Source organism: Pseudomonas sp. EZ-C24 (assembly GCF_014525325.1).
Lineage (GTDB): Bacteria > Pseudomonadota > Gammaproteobacteria > Pseudomonadales > Pseudomonadaceae > Aquipseudomonas > Aquipseudomonas shirazensis.
In genome coordinates this window covers 1,068,037-1,084,690 of sequence record NZ_JACDIU010000014.1, presented here as the reverse complement: position 1 = coordinate 1,084,690, position 16,654 = coordinate 1,068,037, and the positions used below count along the sequence as shown (strand labels likewise).

Sequence of the window (16,654 nt, the reverse complement as noted above, 5' to 3'; positions counted from 1 at the left end):
CAGCGCAGGGGTTGTTGATTTTTATTCTCGTTCGACTTGGAAGGTAGAGGCGCACACAGACGCCGTCATCTACTGCCACCGGGCGCAAGGAAACCGCATGATCCCCCGCAACCCTCAATCGCGCGAAATCTTCAGCAAACCTGCAGTCAAACCCCTGAACCGTGCGGTGCACGCCGCGCTGCTGGGAATGGCGCTGTCTCTGCCAGTCGGCACCGCGCTGATGGCCCCGCCGGCGTCGGCTCAGACCAACATTGAAAGCAGCTTTGATATCCCCGCCGGCGCACTGGGGTCGGCGCTCACTCAGTTCGCGGCCGCTGCCGGCGTGACGGTCTCGTTCGATCCGGCCCACGCTGCCGGGCAGCAGACCAGCGGCTTGCGCGGCCGCTACAGCACTGATGCCGGGCTGCAGAAGCTGCTGGCCGGTACCCGCTTGCAAGCGGTTCGTTTGGCCAGCGGCAGCTACTCGCTGTTGCTGCGTGAGCAGGGCGCCGCCATGCAACTGGGCGCTACCAATATTTCCGGCGAGGCCATCGAGTCGGCCTACGGACCGGTCGACGGCTATGTCGCCACGCGCAGCGCTACCGCGACCAAGACCGATACGCCGATTCTGGAAATCCCCCAGGCGATCAACGTGGTGACGGCCGATCAGGTCGCCGTGCAGGGCGCGCGCAACCTGACCCAGGCCCTGCGCTACACGCCGGGCTTGACCACCGGCGGCTTCACCGATCGCAACGTGATCGCCGACGAGATCACCAGCCGCGGCTTCGCCCCGACGCCGCTGTATTTCGACGGTGCCTACATACCTTATGCCGGTAGCCTCGGCGGTGCGCCGCAGATCGACCCCTATACCCTGGAGCGCATCGAAGTGCTCAAAGGGCCGTCATCGGTGTTGTTCGGGCAGAACCAGCCGGGCGGCCTGATCAACCTGGTGTCCAAACGCCCCACCAGCGAACAGCGCAGCCAGATCAAGCTCGGCGCGGGTAGCTACAACCGGGTCAACGGTGCAATCGATACCAGCGGCCCGCTCGACGAGCAAAAGGAATTCAGCTATCGCCTTGTCGGCGTTGCCAAGAAAGGCAATGAGCAGGTCGCGCATACCCACTCCGAGCGAATGTTGCTGGCGCCGAGCTTGACCTGGACACCCACTGAAGACACCTCGTTAACCCTATTGGCGCAGATCCAGCGCGACGATGGCCAGGCCGACTATCAATCGTTGCCACGGGTCGGCTCACTGGACCGTGGCCCGACCGGGCAGAAGATCAAGCGGGAGTTCTTTTCCGGTGATTCGCGATACAACGACTACAAGCGTGACCAGTATATTTTTGGCTATGACTTCAGCCACAACCTGAGTGACGACCTGACTTACCGCTCCACCGCGCGCTACACCGACGTGCGTGACCAGTACAAGGGCTTTTATCTGCGCAGCTTCGTCACCGATGCGGCCGGGGTGGTTGATCAGACCCGGGCCAATCGAGTCAAACTCGACTGGCGCCAGCACAACATTGCCTACACCATCGATAACAACCTGGAATACACCTTCAACACCGGTGCGCTTGAGCACACCGTGCTGACCGGCGTCGATTATCGTCACTTCACTCGCAAGTACGATGGCTATAACGCCTACAACGTGTTGCCGGTCGATCTGTATGGCAAGAACAACTACGACAGCTCCAGCGTAACCCCGGTGCTCGACACCCAATGGGACAACACCCTACGCCAGACCGGCGTGTACCTGCAGGACCAGATCCGCTTCGACCAATGGGTCCTGACCATTGGCGGTCGCCAGGACTGGGCGGAAATCGACAACAAGGACCTGCTCGCCCACACCGTAGCGTCGCAGCGGGACAACAAGTTCACCGGACGAGTCGGTCTGACGTATGTCACCGAGTTCGGCCTGGCGCCCTATGTCAGCTACTCCGAGTCGTTCCTGCCGACCCTGGGCACCGCCGCCCCCGAGCGCGGTGGCAAAGCCTTTACGCCAACCGAGGGTGAGCAGTACGAAGTGGGGGTGAAGTACCAGCCCTTCGACAAGACGCTGATTACCGCGTCGGTGTTTCAGGTCAAACAGAAGAACGTGCTGACGGGCGACACCCAGTACCCGCAATACTCGACGCAAAGTGGTGAAGTGCGCGCCCGGGGTATCGAACTGGAAGCCAAGTCCAGCCTCGACAATGTTGATGTGATGGCCGCCGCCACCTACATCGACGCGTTCTATACCAAAAGCACCTACGGCGATGAGGGCAACCGCAGTGAGGCAACGGCGCCGGTGTCGGCCTCGTTGTGGGTCGATTATCACTTCACTCAGGCAACGCTCGCTGGCCTGACCTTCGGTGCCGGCGCTCGCTACACCGGACGCAAGCCAGGGGACTCGGCCAACTCGTTCGACGTGCCCGCCTATGTGGTTTATGACGCCACCATCAGCTACGACCTGGGCGGGCTGGATGCCGGCCTGCGCGGTTTGCGTACCAGCCTGAACGTGCAGAACGTGTTTGACCGCGAGTTCATTTCGGACTGCAACTATGCGTTTGGCTGCTACTACGGGCAGGAGCGGGTTGCATCTGTGGAAATGACTTACGATTGGTGACCGCGAGCTGAATCGAAAAATCTGCGAACCTTTGCTGCTGCCCAATGATCCAAGCGCAAGGGCTTGGATCTGGGCGCGCTGCTCTGCATCCCCCGTCATCTTTGGGTCTCGACTATCTGCAGACCCCAGCGCACCTTTGCAGAGGACTCCGCAGTGCCGACCAGTGGGATTAGAGTAGACAATCGATTCACTGCTGAAGTCATGGGCCATCCGAAGGACATTTTCTTCGCCGCGGTCGAAAGCACTCGCATGCCGATGATCGTCACGGACCCCAACCAGCCGGACAATCCCATCATCTTTGCCAACCAGGCCTTTCAGGAAATGACTGGTTATGGCGAAGATGAGTTGATCGGCCACAACTGTCGGTTCCTGCAGGGCAAGGATACGGATCAGGACGTGATCGCTGCGATTCGCCAGGCCGTCGCTCAGCGTTATGACTTTTCCACCGAGGTGCTGAACTACCGTAAGGACGGCAGTTCGTTCTGGAATGCGCTATTCATCTCGCCGATCTATAACGACAGCGGTGAGCTCAAATACTTTTTCGCATCCCAGCTGGACGTCAGCCGGCGTCGAGATGTGGAAGATGCATTGCGCCAGTCGCAGAAGATGGAGGCATTGGGGCAACTGACCGGCGGCATAGCCCACGATTTCAACAACCTGCTGCAAGTCATCGGTGGTTATGTCTCGTTGGCCAAGTCGGCTGCCGAGAAGGAGCAGCCCGATCTGGCCAGGATCGTCAGGGGCCTGACCCATGCCACCCAGGCGGTGGAAAGGGCCAATACGTTGACCAAGCAATTGCTGGCCTTCTCGCGCAAGCAATCGCTGCAGGGGCGGGTGATCAATATCAATCAGATCGTCACTGACGCACAGGTGTTGATCAACCAGACGTTGGGCGATGGTGTCTCTGTATCGCTCAGCCTGGATGGCGAATTGCACAACTGCCGTATCGATCCGGCTCAGGCGCAGATCGCCTTGCTCAACGTCATCATCAATGCGCGCGATGCCATGGCTGGAGATGAGCGCCAGGCACTCAATATTGAAACCAAGAACGTCATCGTGACCGAAGATGCGCGAGCGTCTTATGAAGGGCTGCATGCGGGACATTACGTCTGTGTCTCGGTCACCGACAACGGTGAGGGCATGCCCGAGGCCGTGCGCGGTCGAGCGATGGACCCGTTCTTCACCACCAAGGACGAGGGCAAGGGCACCGGCCTTGGGCTGTCGATGGTGTATGGCTTTGCCAAGCAGTCCGGTGGCACTGTCAAGATCTACTCGGAAGAGGGCGTAGGGACTACCGTGCGCTTTTACTTCCCCGCCGATGCCAGCGAGCTGCACCCCTTGGAGCGCGCGAGCCTGCTCAAGTCCAAAACCGGTGATGAGCGCATCCTGATCGTGGAAGACCGCGCCGATGTTGCCGAGCTGGCCCAGGTGATCCTCGAAGAACAGGGCTATGAGACCCAGGTGGCCAATGATGCCAAGGATGCGTTGATGATGCTGGAGAAGGGGCTGCACTTCGACCTGCTGTTCACTGACCTGATCATGCCGGGTGGCATCAATGGCGTGACGCTGGCGCGCAAGGTGCAGTTGCAGCATCCGTCGATGAAGGTGCTGCTGACCACTGGCTATGCAGAGAGCTCGATCGAGCGAACTGACATTGGCGGTTCTGAATTTGAAGTGATATCCAAACCGTACTTACCGCAGGAACTTGGCCGTAAGGTGAGGATGGTGCTGGATTCACCGGGCGGCGTATAACAGTGTCCCGGCAGCGCTGACTTACAAGGATGCGCTGTATTTGACGGCTGCCGCTGCCCGCGATGGCACGTTGAGGGTTCGCAGCAATCCGGATACATGGATGCGCACGGTAAACGGCGAAATATCCAGGGCCTTGGCGATTTCCTTGTTGGTCTTGCCTTGAGCGATCAGCCGCAACACTTCCTGCTGGCGCGTAGTCAGGGTGTTGGTGTCCAGAGGTAATAGCCCTGAGGGTGCGAACTTGACCAGCACCTCGCCATCGCGGATGGCGAGCAGCGCCTGGCCGATCTCTTCGGGCGCGATGTTCTTGCCGATGAAGCCATCGGCTCCCATCGCCATCACCTGTTCGATCAACAGCGGGTCATCGACCATCGATACCACGATCAATGTGGTACGCCGCAGCTGCTTGCGCAGCTCACCCAGTTGGCTGATGCAGGTCAGGCCGGGGAAGCGCAGGTCGAGGATCAGCGTGTCTACGTCGCTGTCGCGTCCGAGCATGTTCAGCACTGTGTCCAGATCGCCAGCCTGCTCTACCTGAGCCTCAGGCAGCAAGCGTTGCACCGTGCGCAGCATCCCCTCGCGAAACATGGGGTGGTCGTCAGCGATGATGATGCGGCATGTCATGGAGTGCCCCTCCCTGGGGGTCAGGTGTTGCGCCTGCGTGGTACTTTAACACTCTGCTCAGGGCCTGCTTGCTCGGCGTGCCAGCATGACGATGACCGTACAAGGACGTTGCCCGTGAAGTTCATGAAAGATGCTGAACTCGATCAAGCCAACCTGCGTATTGTGGTAGCCCTTTGCGCCATGGTGTACATCGGTGTGCTGGGCTTCTTGCCAGGGCAGTCGGTGGCGCACTACGTGCCGGTGATGCTCTATATCGTGGTGTTCCTGCTGGCCTCGATCGTACTTCGTCAGGTCATCGCGCGCTGGCCCGGGCATTACCCGGCGCGGCGGGTTTTCGGGATGATTCACGACTATACCGGCACCTCGTTCGGCCTGGTGATCGGCGGCGAGGCGGCATTGCCGTTGTATGCGGTGATGGTCTGGGTCAACCTGGGCAACGGCATGCGCTATGGTTCGCGCTATCTGGCGATTGCCACCGTCCTTGGCTTGCTGGCGCTGCTGGTCGTGTACGGGCTGAATCCGTTGTGGCAGGCGCAGCCGTTCATGATGCTGATGCTGATGATCACCAGTACGGTGATTCCGGTCTACGCCCACCTGCTGCTGGAGCGCACGCGCAAGGCCTCCGAAGAGGCCATCGCCGCCAACCTGGAAAAGTCGCGCTTTCTGGCCCAGGCCAGCCATGATCTGCGCCAACCCATTCACTCCATCGGCCTGTTCACCGCCTGCCTGCGTGAGGCGCGCCTGGGCGAAGAGGAGCGGCGGCTGGTGGACAACATCGACCGGTCGCTGCTGAACGTCTCGCAATTGTTCCGCTCCATTCTCGATCTCTACACCCTGGACAACGGCCGCTTGCTGCCCAAGTACCAGGACGTTCACCTGGGCGAGTTGCTCGCCGAGTTACTCTGCCAGAATGCCGAAGCCGCCCGTTGGGCCGGGGTCGAATTGCGCCTGCGGCCATGCAAACACTGGGTGCGGGTCGACCCGGCACTGTTGGCGACCATGGTGCAGAACGTGCTCTCCAACTGCTTGAAGTACGGCCGCCAGCGCCCTGTACTGGTCGGCGTGCGCCGGCGCCACGGCGGGCTGGTGGTGGAGATCCACGACCAAGGGCAGGGGATTGCCGAGGAGCATCTGTCGCGGGTGTTCGAGGAGTTCTATCGCGTTCGCCAGCTGCGCGATAAAGACGTTGAAGGGGTCGGTCTGGGCTTGTCTATCGTCAAGCGCCTGGGGCTGTTGATGGGCATGGACGTGATGCTGCGCTCGCGGGTGGGCCGTGGCACTTCGGTCAGCCTCAGCGGCTTGCCGCTGGCGACCGCGCCGGAGCAACTCGTTGTGCGCGACGATCCACGTCAGGCGGGGCTGTTGACCGGTTTGAAAGTGTGCCTGGTGGAAGATGACCACAACGTGCTGCTCGCCACCCAGGCATTGCTGGAGCGCTGGGGCTGCAAGGTGCAGGCGGAGTCGAGCGGGCATGATCTGGTCAGCGATTGCGACATCATCGTCGCCGACTATGACCTGGGCAACCACGCCACCGGTATCGAATGCATCGACCACCTGCGCGCGCGGCGCGGCGTGGCGGTGCCAGCGCTGATTCTGACCGGGCATGATCTCGAGCGGATCCAGGCAGCCCTGCACGATCGGCAGATCGCCATTCTGTCCAAGCCAGTGCGCCCCGCTGAACTACGGGGCGCTCTGCGCGAGCTCAGTCAGGGGCCGCTTACTGGTTGAACGGGGTCAACCCATTACCGCGGGCGCCTTTGGGCTGGCAGTAGGCGGCGGGTTTCATCATGCCGAAGCTGGCCACGGCGAACATTCCGCCACTGGCACCGCTGGGCACGGAGCAGTTGTAGTCACCGGACGCGGTGCTGGCGATGTAATACGTGGTCATGGAGTCACTGCGCACATTGGAAACGCGCTTGACCGTCTCGCCGATATTGGTTTCCGAGAGCGTTTTGAGATGGTCTTCGGTGGGTTTCATATGGCTGCAACCGGCAACGCCGATCATCAGGGCGCCGAGCAGGGCGAGGCGGGTGACTGGAGCGTGCAGTTTCATGGCGCTTCTTCCTTGGGGATGTTTTGGTTTTTTTTTTGCGCAACGATCCCTTGCACGGCGAATTCGCCGTGCTGGCGGGAAGCATTGGGGTTGCTGGCGAATATAGCGCCAGGTGGGTGCGGGGTCGATTAGCACAAGTGTGCTAGTGGCACTTTAGGGCTACGGTAAAAGGAGCGCGTTGATCACTGAATCAACGCCGCCAGACGTCCCCGTGTTCACTGACGACCCATGGCTTTTGCTCAGCAACGATCTGCACGCCGCCAACCCAGCGCTCGGCTGGGGCACAGTCGAGCCAATTCACGGTGCCTCGTAATATGCGCTCACCCAGGTCGGTGATTCGAACAAGACCGTGCTGCCACTCACTGCCTGGCTGTTCCTGCACCAGTGGCTGCGGCGCATCGATGAGCGGGCGCAACAGCGTAGCGAACATCAAATCCCCCAGAAAGGGCAGAGGTTCATAGTCCTTGCTCAAATGAGCGAACACTTTGCCGGCAGGCAACGCTCCGTGATCTGCCAGTATCCGTAGGGTCAGACGCTGGGTCAGACTCAAGCCATCCGAGGCGCCCGGGAGTTCCTGGAGTTGCCTGGCCAACGCGGGCCCGAGCAGCGGCAATGCCGGATGCACCTGGCCTGCCATCCGCGCCCAGTTGCCAGGGTCGGCTGAGGTATAGGCCGCCCATGCCTCCCGTGCCAGCGCCAACGCATCTGCAGCCAGTACTCGCCGTTGTGGCCAGAGCCATGCAAGCACATCCGGCGCCAGCTGGCCCAGCCCAATGAAACGCTCAACGCCCGGCACGCGGTTGATCTCGATCAGTTCCAGCCTGCGCGGCACCGTAGCCAAACTCGCCAGGAGCCGAATCAGAAACAACTGATCATAGGCGTCGCCCTCGCACCACAGCACCAATTCACTATCGTGGCCGAGTTGCGCGAGGGCCTGGCGTTGTGAGGCTTGGCGTTGCTGGGCATCACGTGGCGATAAGCCGAATGTCTGCTGAATGAACGCTGCACGCACTTGCCAGTAATCGTCGTCAGGCAGGGCCGGAACAGGGCCCATGACCATCGGATCATCGAACATATGAAATGTGCCCGTGAAGCCAGCGACGCGCAGGTTGTGCTCGATATCGTTGCCGCAGCGCCAGTGCTGAACGGTGGCCTCGTTGGTCGCAGCAAAGTCCGGATGACGTGCGGCGAAGGCGACGCTGTCGGCATGTGCGATCAACTTTGGCCAACTGGAGAAACCCGTTTCACGCGCTACCAGCCACTGAGTGTCGGCGAGCTTGTACTCAGGGCCAGGCACGCCGATTGCGCGCAACTGCACGCGGGTATCTTCGGCTTGGTTGTTCTTGAGGGCTTTGAGCAACTGCTTTGCGCGTTTGCGCAGCGCGGGCAGGTCAACAAGACCATGATGGCGGGAAGCATTAATGGCGGGCATGCCAACTCCTTACAGGGCTCGGTCCGCCGACAAGCCGGGAGCTGGAATGGGCAATGTACAACGCATGCCTGGGAAACCCCTTCGCGCGGACCGCAGGCGCAGCACACGCCCAGGCATCGACTGTAACGGCCAGGCGTCACGGAGGTAAAGCCTGATCGCGTGCTGGCACACATAAAAAAGCCCGGCGAACCGGGCTTTATCAAGCAAGACGCTACTTACTGAGCAGTCTTCAGCTTGATCACATCACCGGAAACGGTGGTGGTGTAGCCATTCAGAACCCATGCCCAGAACCAGCGCTCTTGTACCTGGGTGTTGATCATCGCATCGCCGCCCTTGGCCTTGATGGCGTAATCTTGCGCGCGTACGAAGCGGCTGTTCTGGCGAATCGGGATCAAGCCGAACAGCATCAGGCCGGTGGCACTGGCTTCGCTGTGGCCAACAACGGTGTACTGGCTGCTGTCGTACTGCTGAGTTTTCATGGCGGTGCCGGTGCAACCTGCCAGAGCGAGACCCAGTACTGCAGAAGCGATGACTTTGCTGAATGACTTCACGTTACTACTCCATGGACTAGAGCCCGAATACAAATATTGGGCGGCGGCACTTTACCAGAACACCTCGACGTTCTGCAGTTGGCTGTCTTGATTCCCGCGTCACTGTCAGAAGCGCCACTTGGCATTGACCACCGCATTGCGGGGTTCGCCGCAGGAACCTGAGGCAAAGGTGCCCAAGCCGTCGTAGTAATTTTCGTCGAAGGGGGGAGAGCGGTCGCGTTCAGTCAGTACGGACTTTGCAATTGGTCTGCGCGCTTGTAACAATCCCGGCCTTTTGGCGGTCATGCAGCCGCCGCAAAAGCCCTGCCCATTTTGACAAGGAGCTTCAACCGTGGAATCACGCAGTCTGGCTGCAGAGATCTTCTTCAGCATGCCATCCCATCTGTGGGTCTTGCCAGTAGCGGGCGTGGTCGCCTTTTTCGGGATGCGCCTGGCCGCACAATCGCCCGAGCGAGAGTCATTGTTCAAAGGCGTGACGTATCTGATCCTGCTGGCGTTGGCATTGTTGCCCAACGCCTACTACCTGCTGAGCCCGCCGACGCCGGACATGGCCGAACTGCTGGCACAGGGTGGGCTGCTGCCCAATTACAAAGGCCTGGTTTATCTGGACGCGTTCTACGCATTCGCCGGCTGGGCATTGAGCTGGGTCGTGCGGCAGAAATTCGACGCCTGAGGCGGCTCAGATCATTGCAGGGTCGTCGGCTTAAACGTGTCCTGCAACTGGGCGAAGGTCTGCTCGATGCCGGTAATCAGCTTGTCCAGATGATCAGCTTCGGTGTGGTTGCCGACTGCGCGCTGACGATCGCGCTGCTGACGCAGGGTGAGTAGGTTTTTCTGCAGTGCTAGGGCGGACTGGTCGTAGTTTTCCATCTCGATTCTCTGGCTCATGGCGTCCCTGCCGTTGTAGGAATGAGCCGACCGTATCAGCTCATTCTGAGAGCCGGAACTGCGTTTTCGTACAGGTATTGCACTGCTGTAGGCTTAATCCTACAAGCAGATCAGAGCCGTCCTACGATGGGTGTGTGCCGATATTTCGAAGCGTTTGTATTCAATGCACTCACAGGCCAAGCGGTGCAGTGTTTCCAAAGTTTTTGTCTGCGCTCTGAAATAATTTGTTACTGCACCTGTATCCGCCTAGCTGCGCGGCTCGCGTGAAATGACCTGTTGCAATTGACCCGGCTCGGCGGCCTCCTGCTCTAGCCATTGGGTGACCAGCGCGGCTGCCGAACCAACGGCCGCAGCTTCCCCCGTAAGTATGTAGAAGCCCGCACTGGTGGGTAACTCATGGCCCGCCAAGGCCAGTACCAGCGTGCCAGCCTGCAGGGCGTTGGCTACCAGCAGTGCTGGCACCAAAGCGATGCCCATGCCTTGCTCGGCAGCCTCTATCGCCAGAATGGTTTGCGAGAATACTGGGCCGGTAAACCGGGTGCCTGGCTGGCCGTAGTGATCGAACCAGCGCTTCCAGTTGTTGTGGCTGTCGGAAACCAGCGGTGCACTGGCCAGATCGCTAGGTACCTGCCAGTCACCCGCGTTACGTAGTGACGGCGCGCACACGGGCAGAGCCTGGCCCGCCAGCAGGTGACGCGCGTGACAGCCCGCGAAAGGGGCAGTGCCCCAACGCACGGCCATGTCCACCGCGCCTTTGCCGGTCAGTGGCCGGGTACTGTCGGAGGCATCGATCATCAGCGCGATCTGCGGATGTGCTGCCGCCAGCCGGCCCAGTCGTGGGATCAACCAGCGGCTGGCAAAGGCTGGCGTGGTGCTGAGCACCACCTGGTGGGGATCGCCCGGGGCAGCTTGAGCGAGGAGCTCGGTGGTGGCGTCTTCGATGATGTGCAATGCCTGCTGCACTCGCAGCAGGTACTCGCGGCCCTGGGGCGTCGTGCACAGGCCGCGTGGCAGGCGTTCGAACAGGGCCATGCCGAGCTTCTCTTCCAGCGTGCGTACCTGCTGGGCGACTGCGCCTTGGGTGACGCTCAACGCCTCGCCTGCCGCGCGAAAGCTGCCCAGCCGGGCAGCGGCCTCAAAGGCAACCAGATGATTGATCACGCTGGGCGCGGTGCGTCGCTTGGCGGTGCTCATGGGGGCGGCTTCCTGCGGCGCGTGTGGGCTGATCGGCTGATTCTGGCGTCAGTCTGTCCCGCGAGCAACAAGTTCGCCGGCAGTTGCGCTAGCATGGCGGGCTTTACCGAAATGGGGGACAGTTTGATGACCACGCCAACCTTGCGCCAGGCCAGCTTGCAGGATGTGGAGCGCTGCTACCAGATCGAAACCAGCGCCTACGAGGGCGATGAGGCGGCCACTCGGGAAAAGATAGCCATGCGCATCGAGCAGTATCCAGAGGGCTTTCTGATTCTGGAACTGGATGGCGAGATTGCTGGTTTCATCAACAGCGGTTGCGCCGAGCAGGTGGTGATGTCCGATGAGGCCTTCAAGGAGCTGGTCGGGCATGATCCGCGCGCTGCCAATGTGGTGATCATGTCGGTGGTGGTAGACCCGGCGCTGCAGGGGCGCGGCTTTGCCGGGCTGCTGATGGCGCACTTCGTCGAGCAGATGCGCGCGCGGGGCAAGGCGACGATCCATCTGATGTGCAAGCAACGCCACGTCGCCCTGTACGAAAAACTCGGCTATCGCTATGTGCAGCCATCACCCTCCGATCACGGTGGCATGAGCTGGCACGAGATGGTCATGGCGTTGTAAGGCAGTTATATGATTTCCGGCGCGCCAACGTTGGCCCGACGCACACTCAGCCAGGGAGAGGCAAGTGAAGTACGTTGTTATCCAAGCTCATCGATCCGGATACCCGCGACCTATCCGGGTCGCCAAGGGCGATCTGCTCGAGATCGGCCAGCGTTACGAAGGTAACGAGAGCTGGCTGGACTGGTACCTCTGTACCTGCGCCGGGCAGGAGCCTGGCTGGGTCCCGGCGCAGCTCATCGAGCGGGTTGGCGTCGCCCAGGGCAGGGCGCTGGAGCACTACTCGGCGCATGAGCTGGATGTTGATCCGGGGCAGCAAGTGCTCGCCCTGCTGCCCATGAACGGCTGGTTGTGGTGCCGCCGTGCTGGCAATGGTGAGTTGGGCTGGCTGCCTCTCGAGAAGCTGCAACTGCTGGAGTGACGCTTTGAAAAGGTACCCGCGGCCAGCTGCCGGTCTCATCTGATCTGCTTTTTTTCCGCGAACCTGCATCTGTAACCGTATCAGCCTAAGGCGGAAAATACCTCACAAGCCCAGTCGACTGACCGTTGCACGCCAAGCTGCTTGTGCCGCGATGGTCCGCCCCGGGCCAGCTACACCAATTCGTGTTCACACTGTAGAGGTTCCAATGGGCAAGCTTGCGCTGTTCCTCGGTGGTTTTCTGCTGCTGACAATCTGTATCGGCCTTTTGGGCACCATTCCGCCGCCTTGACCGGCGATACCCCGCTGCCGGCCCGCTGCTTCCCCAGGCGGGCCAGAGCTGCGGCGTTCACCCTTGTGCAACTACCCATAGCCGAGTGGCCTACAAGCCGACTCGGCGTTGTCGTATGTGCGATAAGTCGTTCTTTGGCTTGGGAAAACTGTCCACAGAAAACGTGGGTAGGTCTGTGGATAAATCGCTGCAGGTAAGGTGGTTAGCGGCCTGCGTTAGATTGAGCAGAATTTGAGCAGCGATTATCGGCCTGGATTCAGACGGTCTGCTGTAGCGCCTGTTCGGCGAGCTCGACGCAATTGCGGCCACGTGCCTTGGCGCGATACAGCGCCTTGTCGGCGCATATCAGCAGCGCGTCCAGCGCAGGCGATGGGCCGCCCTCGGCACAACCTGCCAGACCGATGCTGACGGTCATCTGCAGGCGCGGGTCGGCGTGGTTCAGGTGTAGGTCCTGCACTGCCCGGCGCAGGCGTTCGGCAGTGAACTGGGCATGCTCGGGCGCAAGCCCGGGCAAGACCACGACAAACTCTTCGCCACCCAACCGGGCAAACAGCTCGCCATCGCGCAGCTGCTCTTGCAGGGCGTGGGCGAAGGTGCGCAGCACTTGGTCGCCGACACCGTGGCCATGGCGGTCATTGATGCTTTTGAAGTGATCGATATCGAGCATCATCAAGGTCAGCGGCATGGCCTGATCAAGCTGCTGGCGGCTGTCGAGCAGGGCATTGGCCAAACGCGTGAAAGCGCTGCGGGTGAGGGCGCCGGTCAGATGATCGATGGTCGCCTGATGCTCAAGCCGCGCCAGTAGACTCCGGTTGGCATTGCTCACGCAGGCCACTACCAGAGGGCCCAGTACCAGCATGGTGATGCCCAGCCGTGCCGACATCAGCGTGGTCACTCCCGGCACGCTCTGCGGCACGCTGAAGTGCATGAGGTTTTGCGCCACGGCGACGATCAAGCTGCTGCCCGCCATCAGCGCCAGTAGTGACACAAGGAAGGGTGAGTAGGTCCAGGCACACCAGAGCAAGGCGGCGATCGGGAACGCAATCGCGCCAGGGCCGCCAAATACGATGCTCAGTGCCAACGAACCCACCAGCACGAGTAGCGGTGCCAGGCGAATCGGCTTGCCGCCGCCGTGCAGCAATACGCCCCGCGAGGGCGCGGTCAACAAGGCCGGCACGATCAATATGCAGGTGGAAAACTGTTCGCTGAACCAGGCCTGCCAGGTCGCGCGCATCGACTCCTGAAACCACGGTGCCGACATCAGGCAGGCCATGCTTGCCGCCACCATGGCGCCAGCGGCGCACGCGGCAAACACGCAAAGCACGCCCTGAGGGCTGCGCATACGCCGATGCTGGCGCGGCAAGCGGACCAGCAGCAGCCAAACCGTAACGATCACGCTCAGATTGCACAGGTTGAACCACAGCGCCGGTTGCCAATTACTCCCGCAGGCCAGGTCGGCAGCCACCATGGCCAGCCACACCAGGGCGAAGCCAAGTGGAGTCGCCTGACGGGGATAGCGCAGCAGGACGCCTGCCAGCACTGCGTTGACCGGCCAGAACAGCGACAACGACTCGATCGGGCGGGCGAGAACGCCGCCAAGGGTAATGACCAGGGTCAGGCTGAACAGGACAAAATAAGGCAAGAGCTGCGAGCGTACTGGAAACACCATGGGTTCTACCGGCTGGCATAGACGGATCCAGGACAACGACTGCAGGCACCTGGGTAATTAGTGTCAGTGTGTTTCGCCAGCCCGCCTGCTGTCAAATTGCCTCACTAGAGCCCAAAGAACCACGGCACCATCACCACAGTTACCAGCATCACCAGCAAGGTGAACGGCACCCCCACTTTGACGAAGTCAGCAAAGCGGTATTGGCCAGGCCCCAGGACCAAGGTGTTGACCGGTGAAGACACCGGCGTCATGAACGCCGCCGAGGCTGCCAGTGCAACAGTCATGGCGAACGGGTAGGGCGACATGCCCAGTTGATGGGCGGTGCTGATCGCCACTGGCGCCATCAGCACTGCGGTTGCGGTGTTGGAGATGAACAGGCCGATAATCGCAGTCACGGCGAACAGGCAGGCAAGAATGGCGCTGGGCCCGGCATTGCCGAGCAGGCTGACCAGGCCGCCGACCGCCAGATCGATGCCGCCGGTCTGCTGCAGGGCCAAGGCAAATGGCAACATGCCGACGATCAGCACCAGGCTCTGCCAGTGGATCGCGCGGTAGGCGCTGTTCATGTCGATGCAGCGCCCGGCGCCCATCAGCAGGCAGCCGATCAGCGCGGCGATGACGTTGGGGACCAGCCCGCTGACCATCAAGCCAACCATCACCGCCAGGCTGATCAAGGCGTATGGCGCGCGGCTTCGTGCCGGCGCCACCTGATCGATCTCGGCAGGCAGGCTCAGCACCAGAAAATCCTTGGGCTGGCTTTGCAGCTGACGCACGGCTTTCCAGGGACCGACCACCAGCAAGGTATCGCCTTGGCGCAGTTTTTCTTCCACCAGTTGCTCGTCGATGGCGGCCTGTTCGCGGCGCAGACCGACTACGTTGAGGTCGTAGCGGCTGCGGAAGGTCAGCTCAAGAATGCTTTTGCCGATCAGCTGCGAGCCAGGTGGCAGCGACACTTCGGCCATGCCCAGTTCCTGCGACTGATCGATGAAGTAGGCCGCCTTGAAGTGCAGCGGCTCAAGGCGCATCGATTGGCACAGACTGCGCAGATCATCGCGGTTGGCGAACAGATCGAGCAGCAGCACATCGCCCTGTTGCAAAACGCTGTTGGAGTCGGCGCTGATCACCCGGGTGGTGAACTTGTGCTGGCGCTCGATACCGATCACGTTGGCGCCGTGGCGGGTGCGTAATTCCAGTTCACCCAGGGTATGCCCCACCAGCGGTGAGTCAGGGCGAATGCGCAAGCGCCGTTCGCGGCCATTGAGCTTGTAGTCGAGCACCAGGTCGAGCAAGGTGCGGCGGCTTTCGGTGCGGCCATCCTTGCGTACTTCGCCGTTGAGCCAGCGTCGGGTCAGCAGCATGTAGCCGATGCCCAGCACCAGCACTACCAGGCCGAACGGGGTGAAACTGAAAAAGCCGAAGCCCTGCTCGCCATGACGCACCAGCTCGCTGTGTACAACCACGTTGGGCGGCGTGGCAACCAGGCTGAGCATGCCGCTGATCAAACCGGCAAAGCTCAACGGCATCATCAGTCGGCTGGGTGCCAGGCCAAGCCGCGCGGCAATGCTTAGCACCACCGGGATAAAGATAGCGACGACTCCAGTCGAGCTCATCACCGAACCCAGGCCGGCTACCGAAACCATCAGCAAGACCAGCAGACGCGCTTCGCTGTTGCCTGCGCGGGCGCTCATCCATTCACCGATGCGGTAGGCAATGCCGGTGCGTACCAGGCCTTCGCCGATGACGAACAGCGCCGCGATAAGGACCACGTTAGGATCGCTGAAGCCGGCCAGGGCTTGCTCTACAGTGAGGATGCCGGACAGCGGCAGAAATACGATGACCAGCAACGCAACCACGTCCATGCGTGGGCGGTTGAGGATGAATAACAGGATAACCACGGCCAGCAGGCCGAGCACCATGAGTAGCTCAGGGTTCATGACGAGGAAGTGATCCTTCACGCAGGGGGCACACAAGACATTAGCAGTCAGTGTGGCAGTTTGGCGTGATGGGGGTGTTGATGTGATGCAGGTTTTTGACGCGCTGCATTGGTGCAGTGCGGGAGCAGCCTAAGCGTTGTGAGGGTGGGGCGGCTTGCGATTGCCGGGGCTACAACGTAGCCCCGGCGTTCTGAGATTGCAATCAGTGGCGATGGCGGCGCTTGTGCTTCTTCTTGCTGCCGCCGTTGTCGCCCATGTGGTTACCCACGGCGCCACCTGCTGCGCCGCCCAGGCCAGCGCCGACGGTCGAGCCGGTCGAGCCGCCGAGGGCGCCACCGACCAGCGAGCCACCTGCCGAACCCAGGCCGCCACCCAGCGCTGCCTCGGTGCGATTGCCTTTGCGCGCGCCGACGGCGCTGCCGGCTGCGCCGCCCAGGCCCGCACCGATAGCCGCGCCGGTGCGGCCGCCCATCTGCTGACCGACCACATTACCGAGCACGCCGCCGAGGCCGCCGCCGATAGCTGCAGTGCCGTCACCGGCAAAAGCGCTTTGGCTCAGCAACAGACCCAAGGCGAGAGAAGGCAGAGTCAGACGCATAATGGTGAACCTCGAAACAAGTGGCTAAGTCAGGTCATTGATCCGTAAAG

The 16,654-nt window shown here is 61.3% G+C and carries 16 protein-coding genes; 6 read left to right on the top strand and 10 right to left on the bottom strand.

What is annotated here, in order from left to right; all coding sequences use genetic code 11:
- Positions 1-97 precede the first annotated feature (97 nt).
- On the top strand, positions 98-2,584 hold the full coding sequence (locus tag IDM28_RS14340) for a TonB-dependent siderophore receptor (RefSeq protein WP_188036280.1): 2,487 nt from the start codon (positions 98-100) through the stop codon (positions 2,582-2,584).
- 153 nt (positions 2,585-2,737) lie between these two features.
- Positions 2,738-4,336: a histidine kinase famiy protein gene (locus tag IDM28_RS14335; RefSeq protein ID WP_188036279.1), complete on the top strand. Its 1,599-nt coding sequence runs from the start codon at positions 2,738-2,740 to the stop codon at positions 4,334-4,336.
- Positions 4,337-4,357: 21 nt separating this feature from the next.
- On the opposite strand, the gene IDM28_RS14330 is transcribed toward IDM28_RS14335, so the two are convergent.
- Positions 4,358-4,960 (bottom strand): LuxR C-terminal-related transcriptional regulator, encoded by a 603-nt coding sequence (locus tag IDM28_RS14330; protein WP_188036278.1) that lies wholly within the window; start codon positions 4,958-4,960, stop codon positions 4,358-4,360.
- Between the two features lie 123 nt (positions 4,961-5,083).
- Here IDM28_RS14330 and IDM28_RS14325 point away from each other — a divergent pair, with 123 nt between their 5' ends.
- The gene (locus IDM28_RS14325; RefSeq protein WP_188036383.1) at positions 5,084-6,688 is read left to right on the top strand and encodes a hybrid sensor histidine kinase/response regulator; all 1,605 of its coding nucleotides are present in this window, start codon (positions 5,084-5,086) and stop codon (positions 6,686-6,688) included.
- Here IDM28_RS14325 and IDM28_RS14320 read toward each other — a convergent pair.
- From IDM28_RS14320 to IDM28_RS23750, 4 genes are all read right to left on the bottom strand, one after another.
- Positions 6,678-7,013 carry a hypothetical protein gene (locus IDM28_RS14320; protein WP_101320759.1) on the bottom strand — a complete coding sequence of 112 codons (336 nt, stop codon included), beginning with the start codon at positions 7,011-7,013 and terminating at the stop codon, positions 6,678-6,680. The two genes, IDM28_RS14325 and IDM28_RS14320, sit on opposite strands and share 11 nt — an antisense overlap.
- A gap of 190 nt (positions 7,014-7,203) precedes the next feature.
- Positions 7,204-8,445, bottom strand: coding sequence for a DUF1835 domain-containing protein (locus IDM28_RS14315; protein ID WP_188036277.1), 1,242 nt, complete (start codon positions 8,443-8,445; stop codon positions 7,204-7,206).
- A 215-nt stretch (positions 8,446-8,660) separates the two neighbouring features.
- The gene (locus IDM28_RS14310; RefSeq protein WP_188036276.1) at positions 8,661-8,996 is read right to left on the bottom strand and encodes a hypothetical protein; all 336 of its coding nucleotides are present in this window, start codon (positions 8,994-8,996) and stop codon (positions 8,661-8,663) included.
- A 105-nt stretch (positions 8,997-9,101) separates the two neighbouring features.
- Positions 9,102-9,368, bottom strand: coding sequence for a hypothetical protein (locus IDM28_RS23750; RefSeq protein ID WP_178080735.1), 267 nt, complete (start codon positions 9,366-9,368; stop codon positions 9,102-9,104).
- On the opposite strand from IDM28_RS23750, the gene IDM28_RS14305 reads away from it, so the two are divergent.
- The gene (locus IDM28_RS14305) at positions 9,355-9,669 is read left to right on the top strand and encodes a hypothetical protein (RefSeq protein ID WP_101323060.1); all 315 of its coding nucleotides are present in this window, start codon (positions 9,355-9,357) and stop codon (positions 9,667-9,669) included. The genes IDM28_RS23750 and IDM28_RS14305 overlap by 14 nt on opposite strands.
- Before the next feature lie 11 nt (positions 9,670-9,680).
- On the opposite strand, the gene IDM28_RS14300 is transcribed toward IDM28_RS14305, so the two are convergent.
- A complete protein-coding gene (locus tag IDM28_RS14300) occupies positions 9,681-9,884 on the bottom strand; it encodes a hypothetical protein (protein WP_224785525.1) in 204 nt (67 codons plus the stop codon).
- 246 nt (positions 9,885-10,130) lie between these two features.
- Complete coding sequence (locus tag IDM28_RS14295; protein ID WP_188036275.1) at positions 10,131-11,078, bottom strand: LysR substrate-binding domain-containing protein; 948 nt, start codon at positions 11,076-11,078, stop codon at positions 10,131-10,133.
- 126 nt (positions 11,079-11,204) lie between these two features.
- Between IDM28_RS14295 and IDM28_RS14290 the strand changes: the two genes are divergently transcribed.
- Positions 11,205-11,696, top strand: a complete 492-nt coding sequence (locus IDM28_RS14290; protein ID WP_150569954.1) for a GNAT family N-acetyltransferase — start codon at positions 11,205-11,207, stop codon at positions 11,694-11,696.
- A 64-nt stretch (positions 11,697-11,760) separates the two neighbouring features.
- Positions 11,761-12,114 carry an SH3 domain-containing protein gene (locus IDM28_RS14285; RefSeq protein WP_150572296.1) on the top strand — a complete coding sequence of 118 codons (354 nt, stop codon included), beginning with the start codon at positions 11,761-11,763 and terminating at the stop codon, positions 12,112-12,114.
- Positions 12,115-12,659: 545 nt separating this feature from the next.
- On the opposite strand, the gene IDM28_RS14280 is transcribed toward IDM28_RS14285, so the two are convergent.
- The 3 genes from IDM28_RS14280 to IDM28_RS14270 all read right to left on the bottom strand — a co-directional run bounded on the left by IDM28_RS14280 (position 12,660) and on the right by IDM28_RS14270 (position 16,604).
- A complete protein-coding gene (locus tag IDM28_RS14280; RefSeq protein WP_188036274.1) occupies positions 12,660-14,072 on the bottom strand; it encodes a GGDEF domain-containing protein in 1,413 nt (470 codons plus the stop codon).
- A 104-nt stretch (positions 14,073-14,176) separates the two neighbouring features.
- Positions 14,177-16,006, bottom strand: a complete 1,830-nt coding sequence (locus IDM28_RS14275) for an SLC13 family permease (RefSeq protein WP_150569957.1) — start codon at positions 16,004-16,006, stop codon at positions 14,177-14,179.
- A 202-nt stretch (positions 16,007-16,208) separates the two neighbouring features.
- Positions 16,209-16,604, bottom strand: a complete 396-nt coding sequence (locus tag IDM28_RS14270; protein ID WP_101320743.1) for a bacteriocin — start codon at positions 16,602-16,604, stop codon at positions 16,209-16,211.
- Positions 16,605-16,654: the final 50 nt, after the last annotated feature.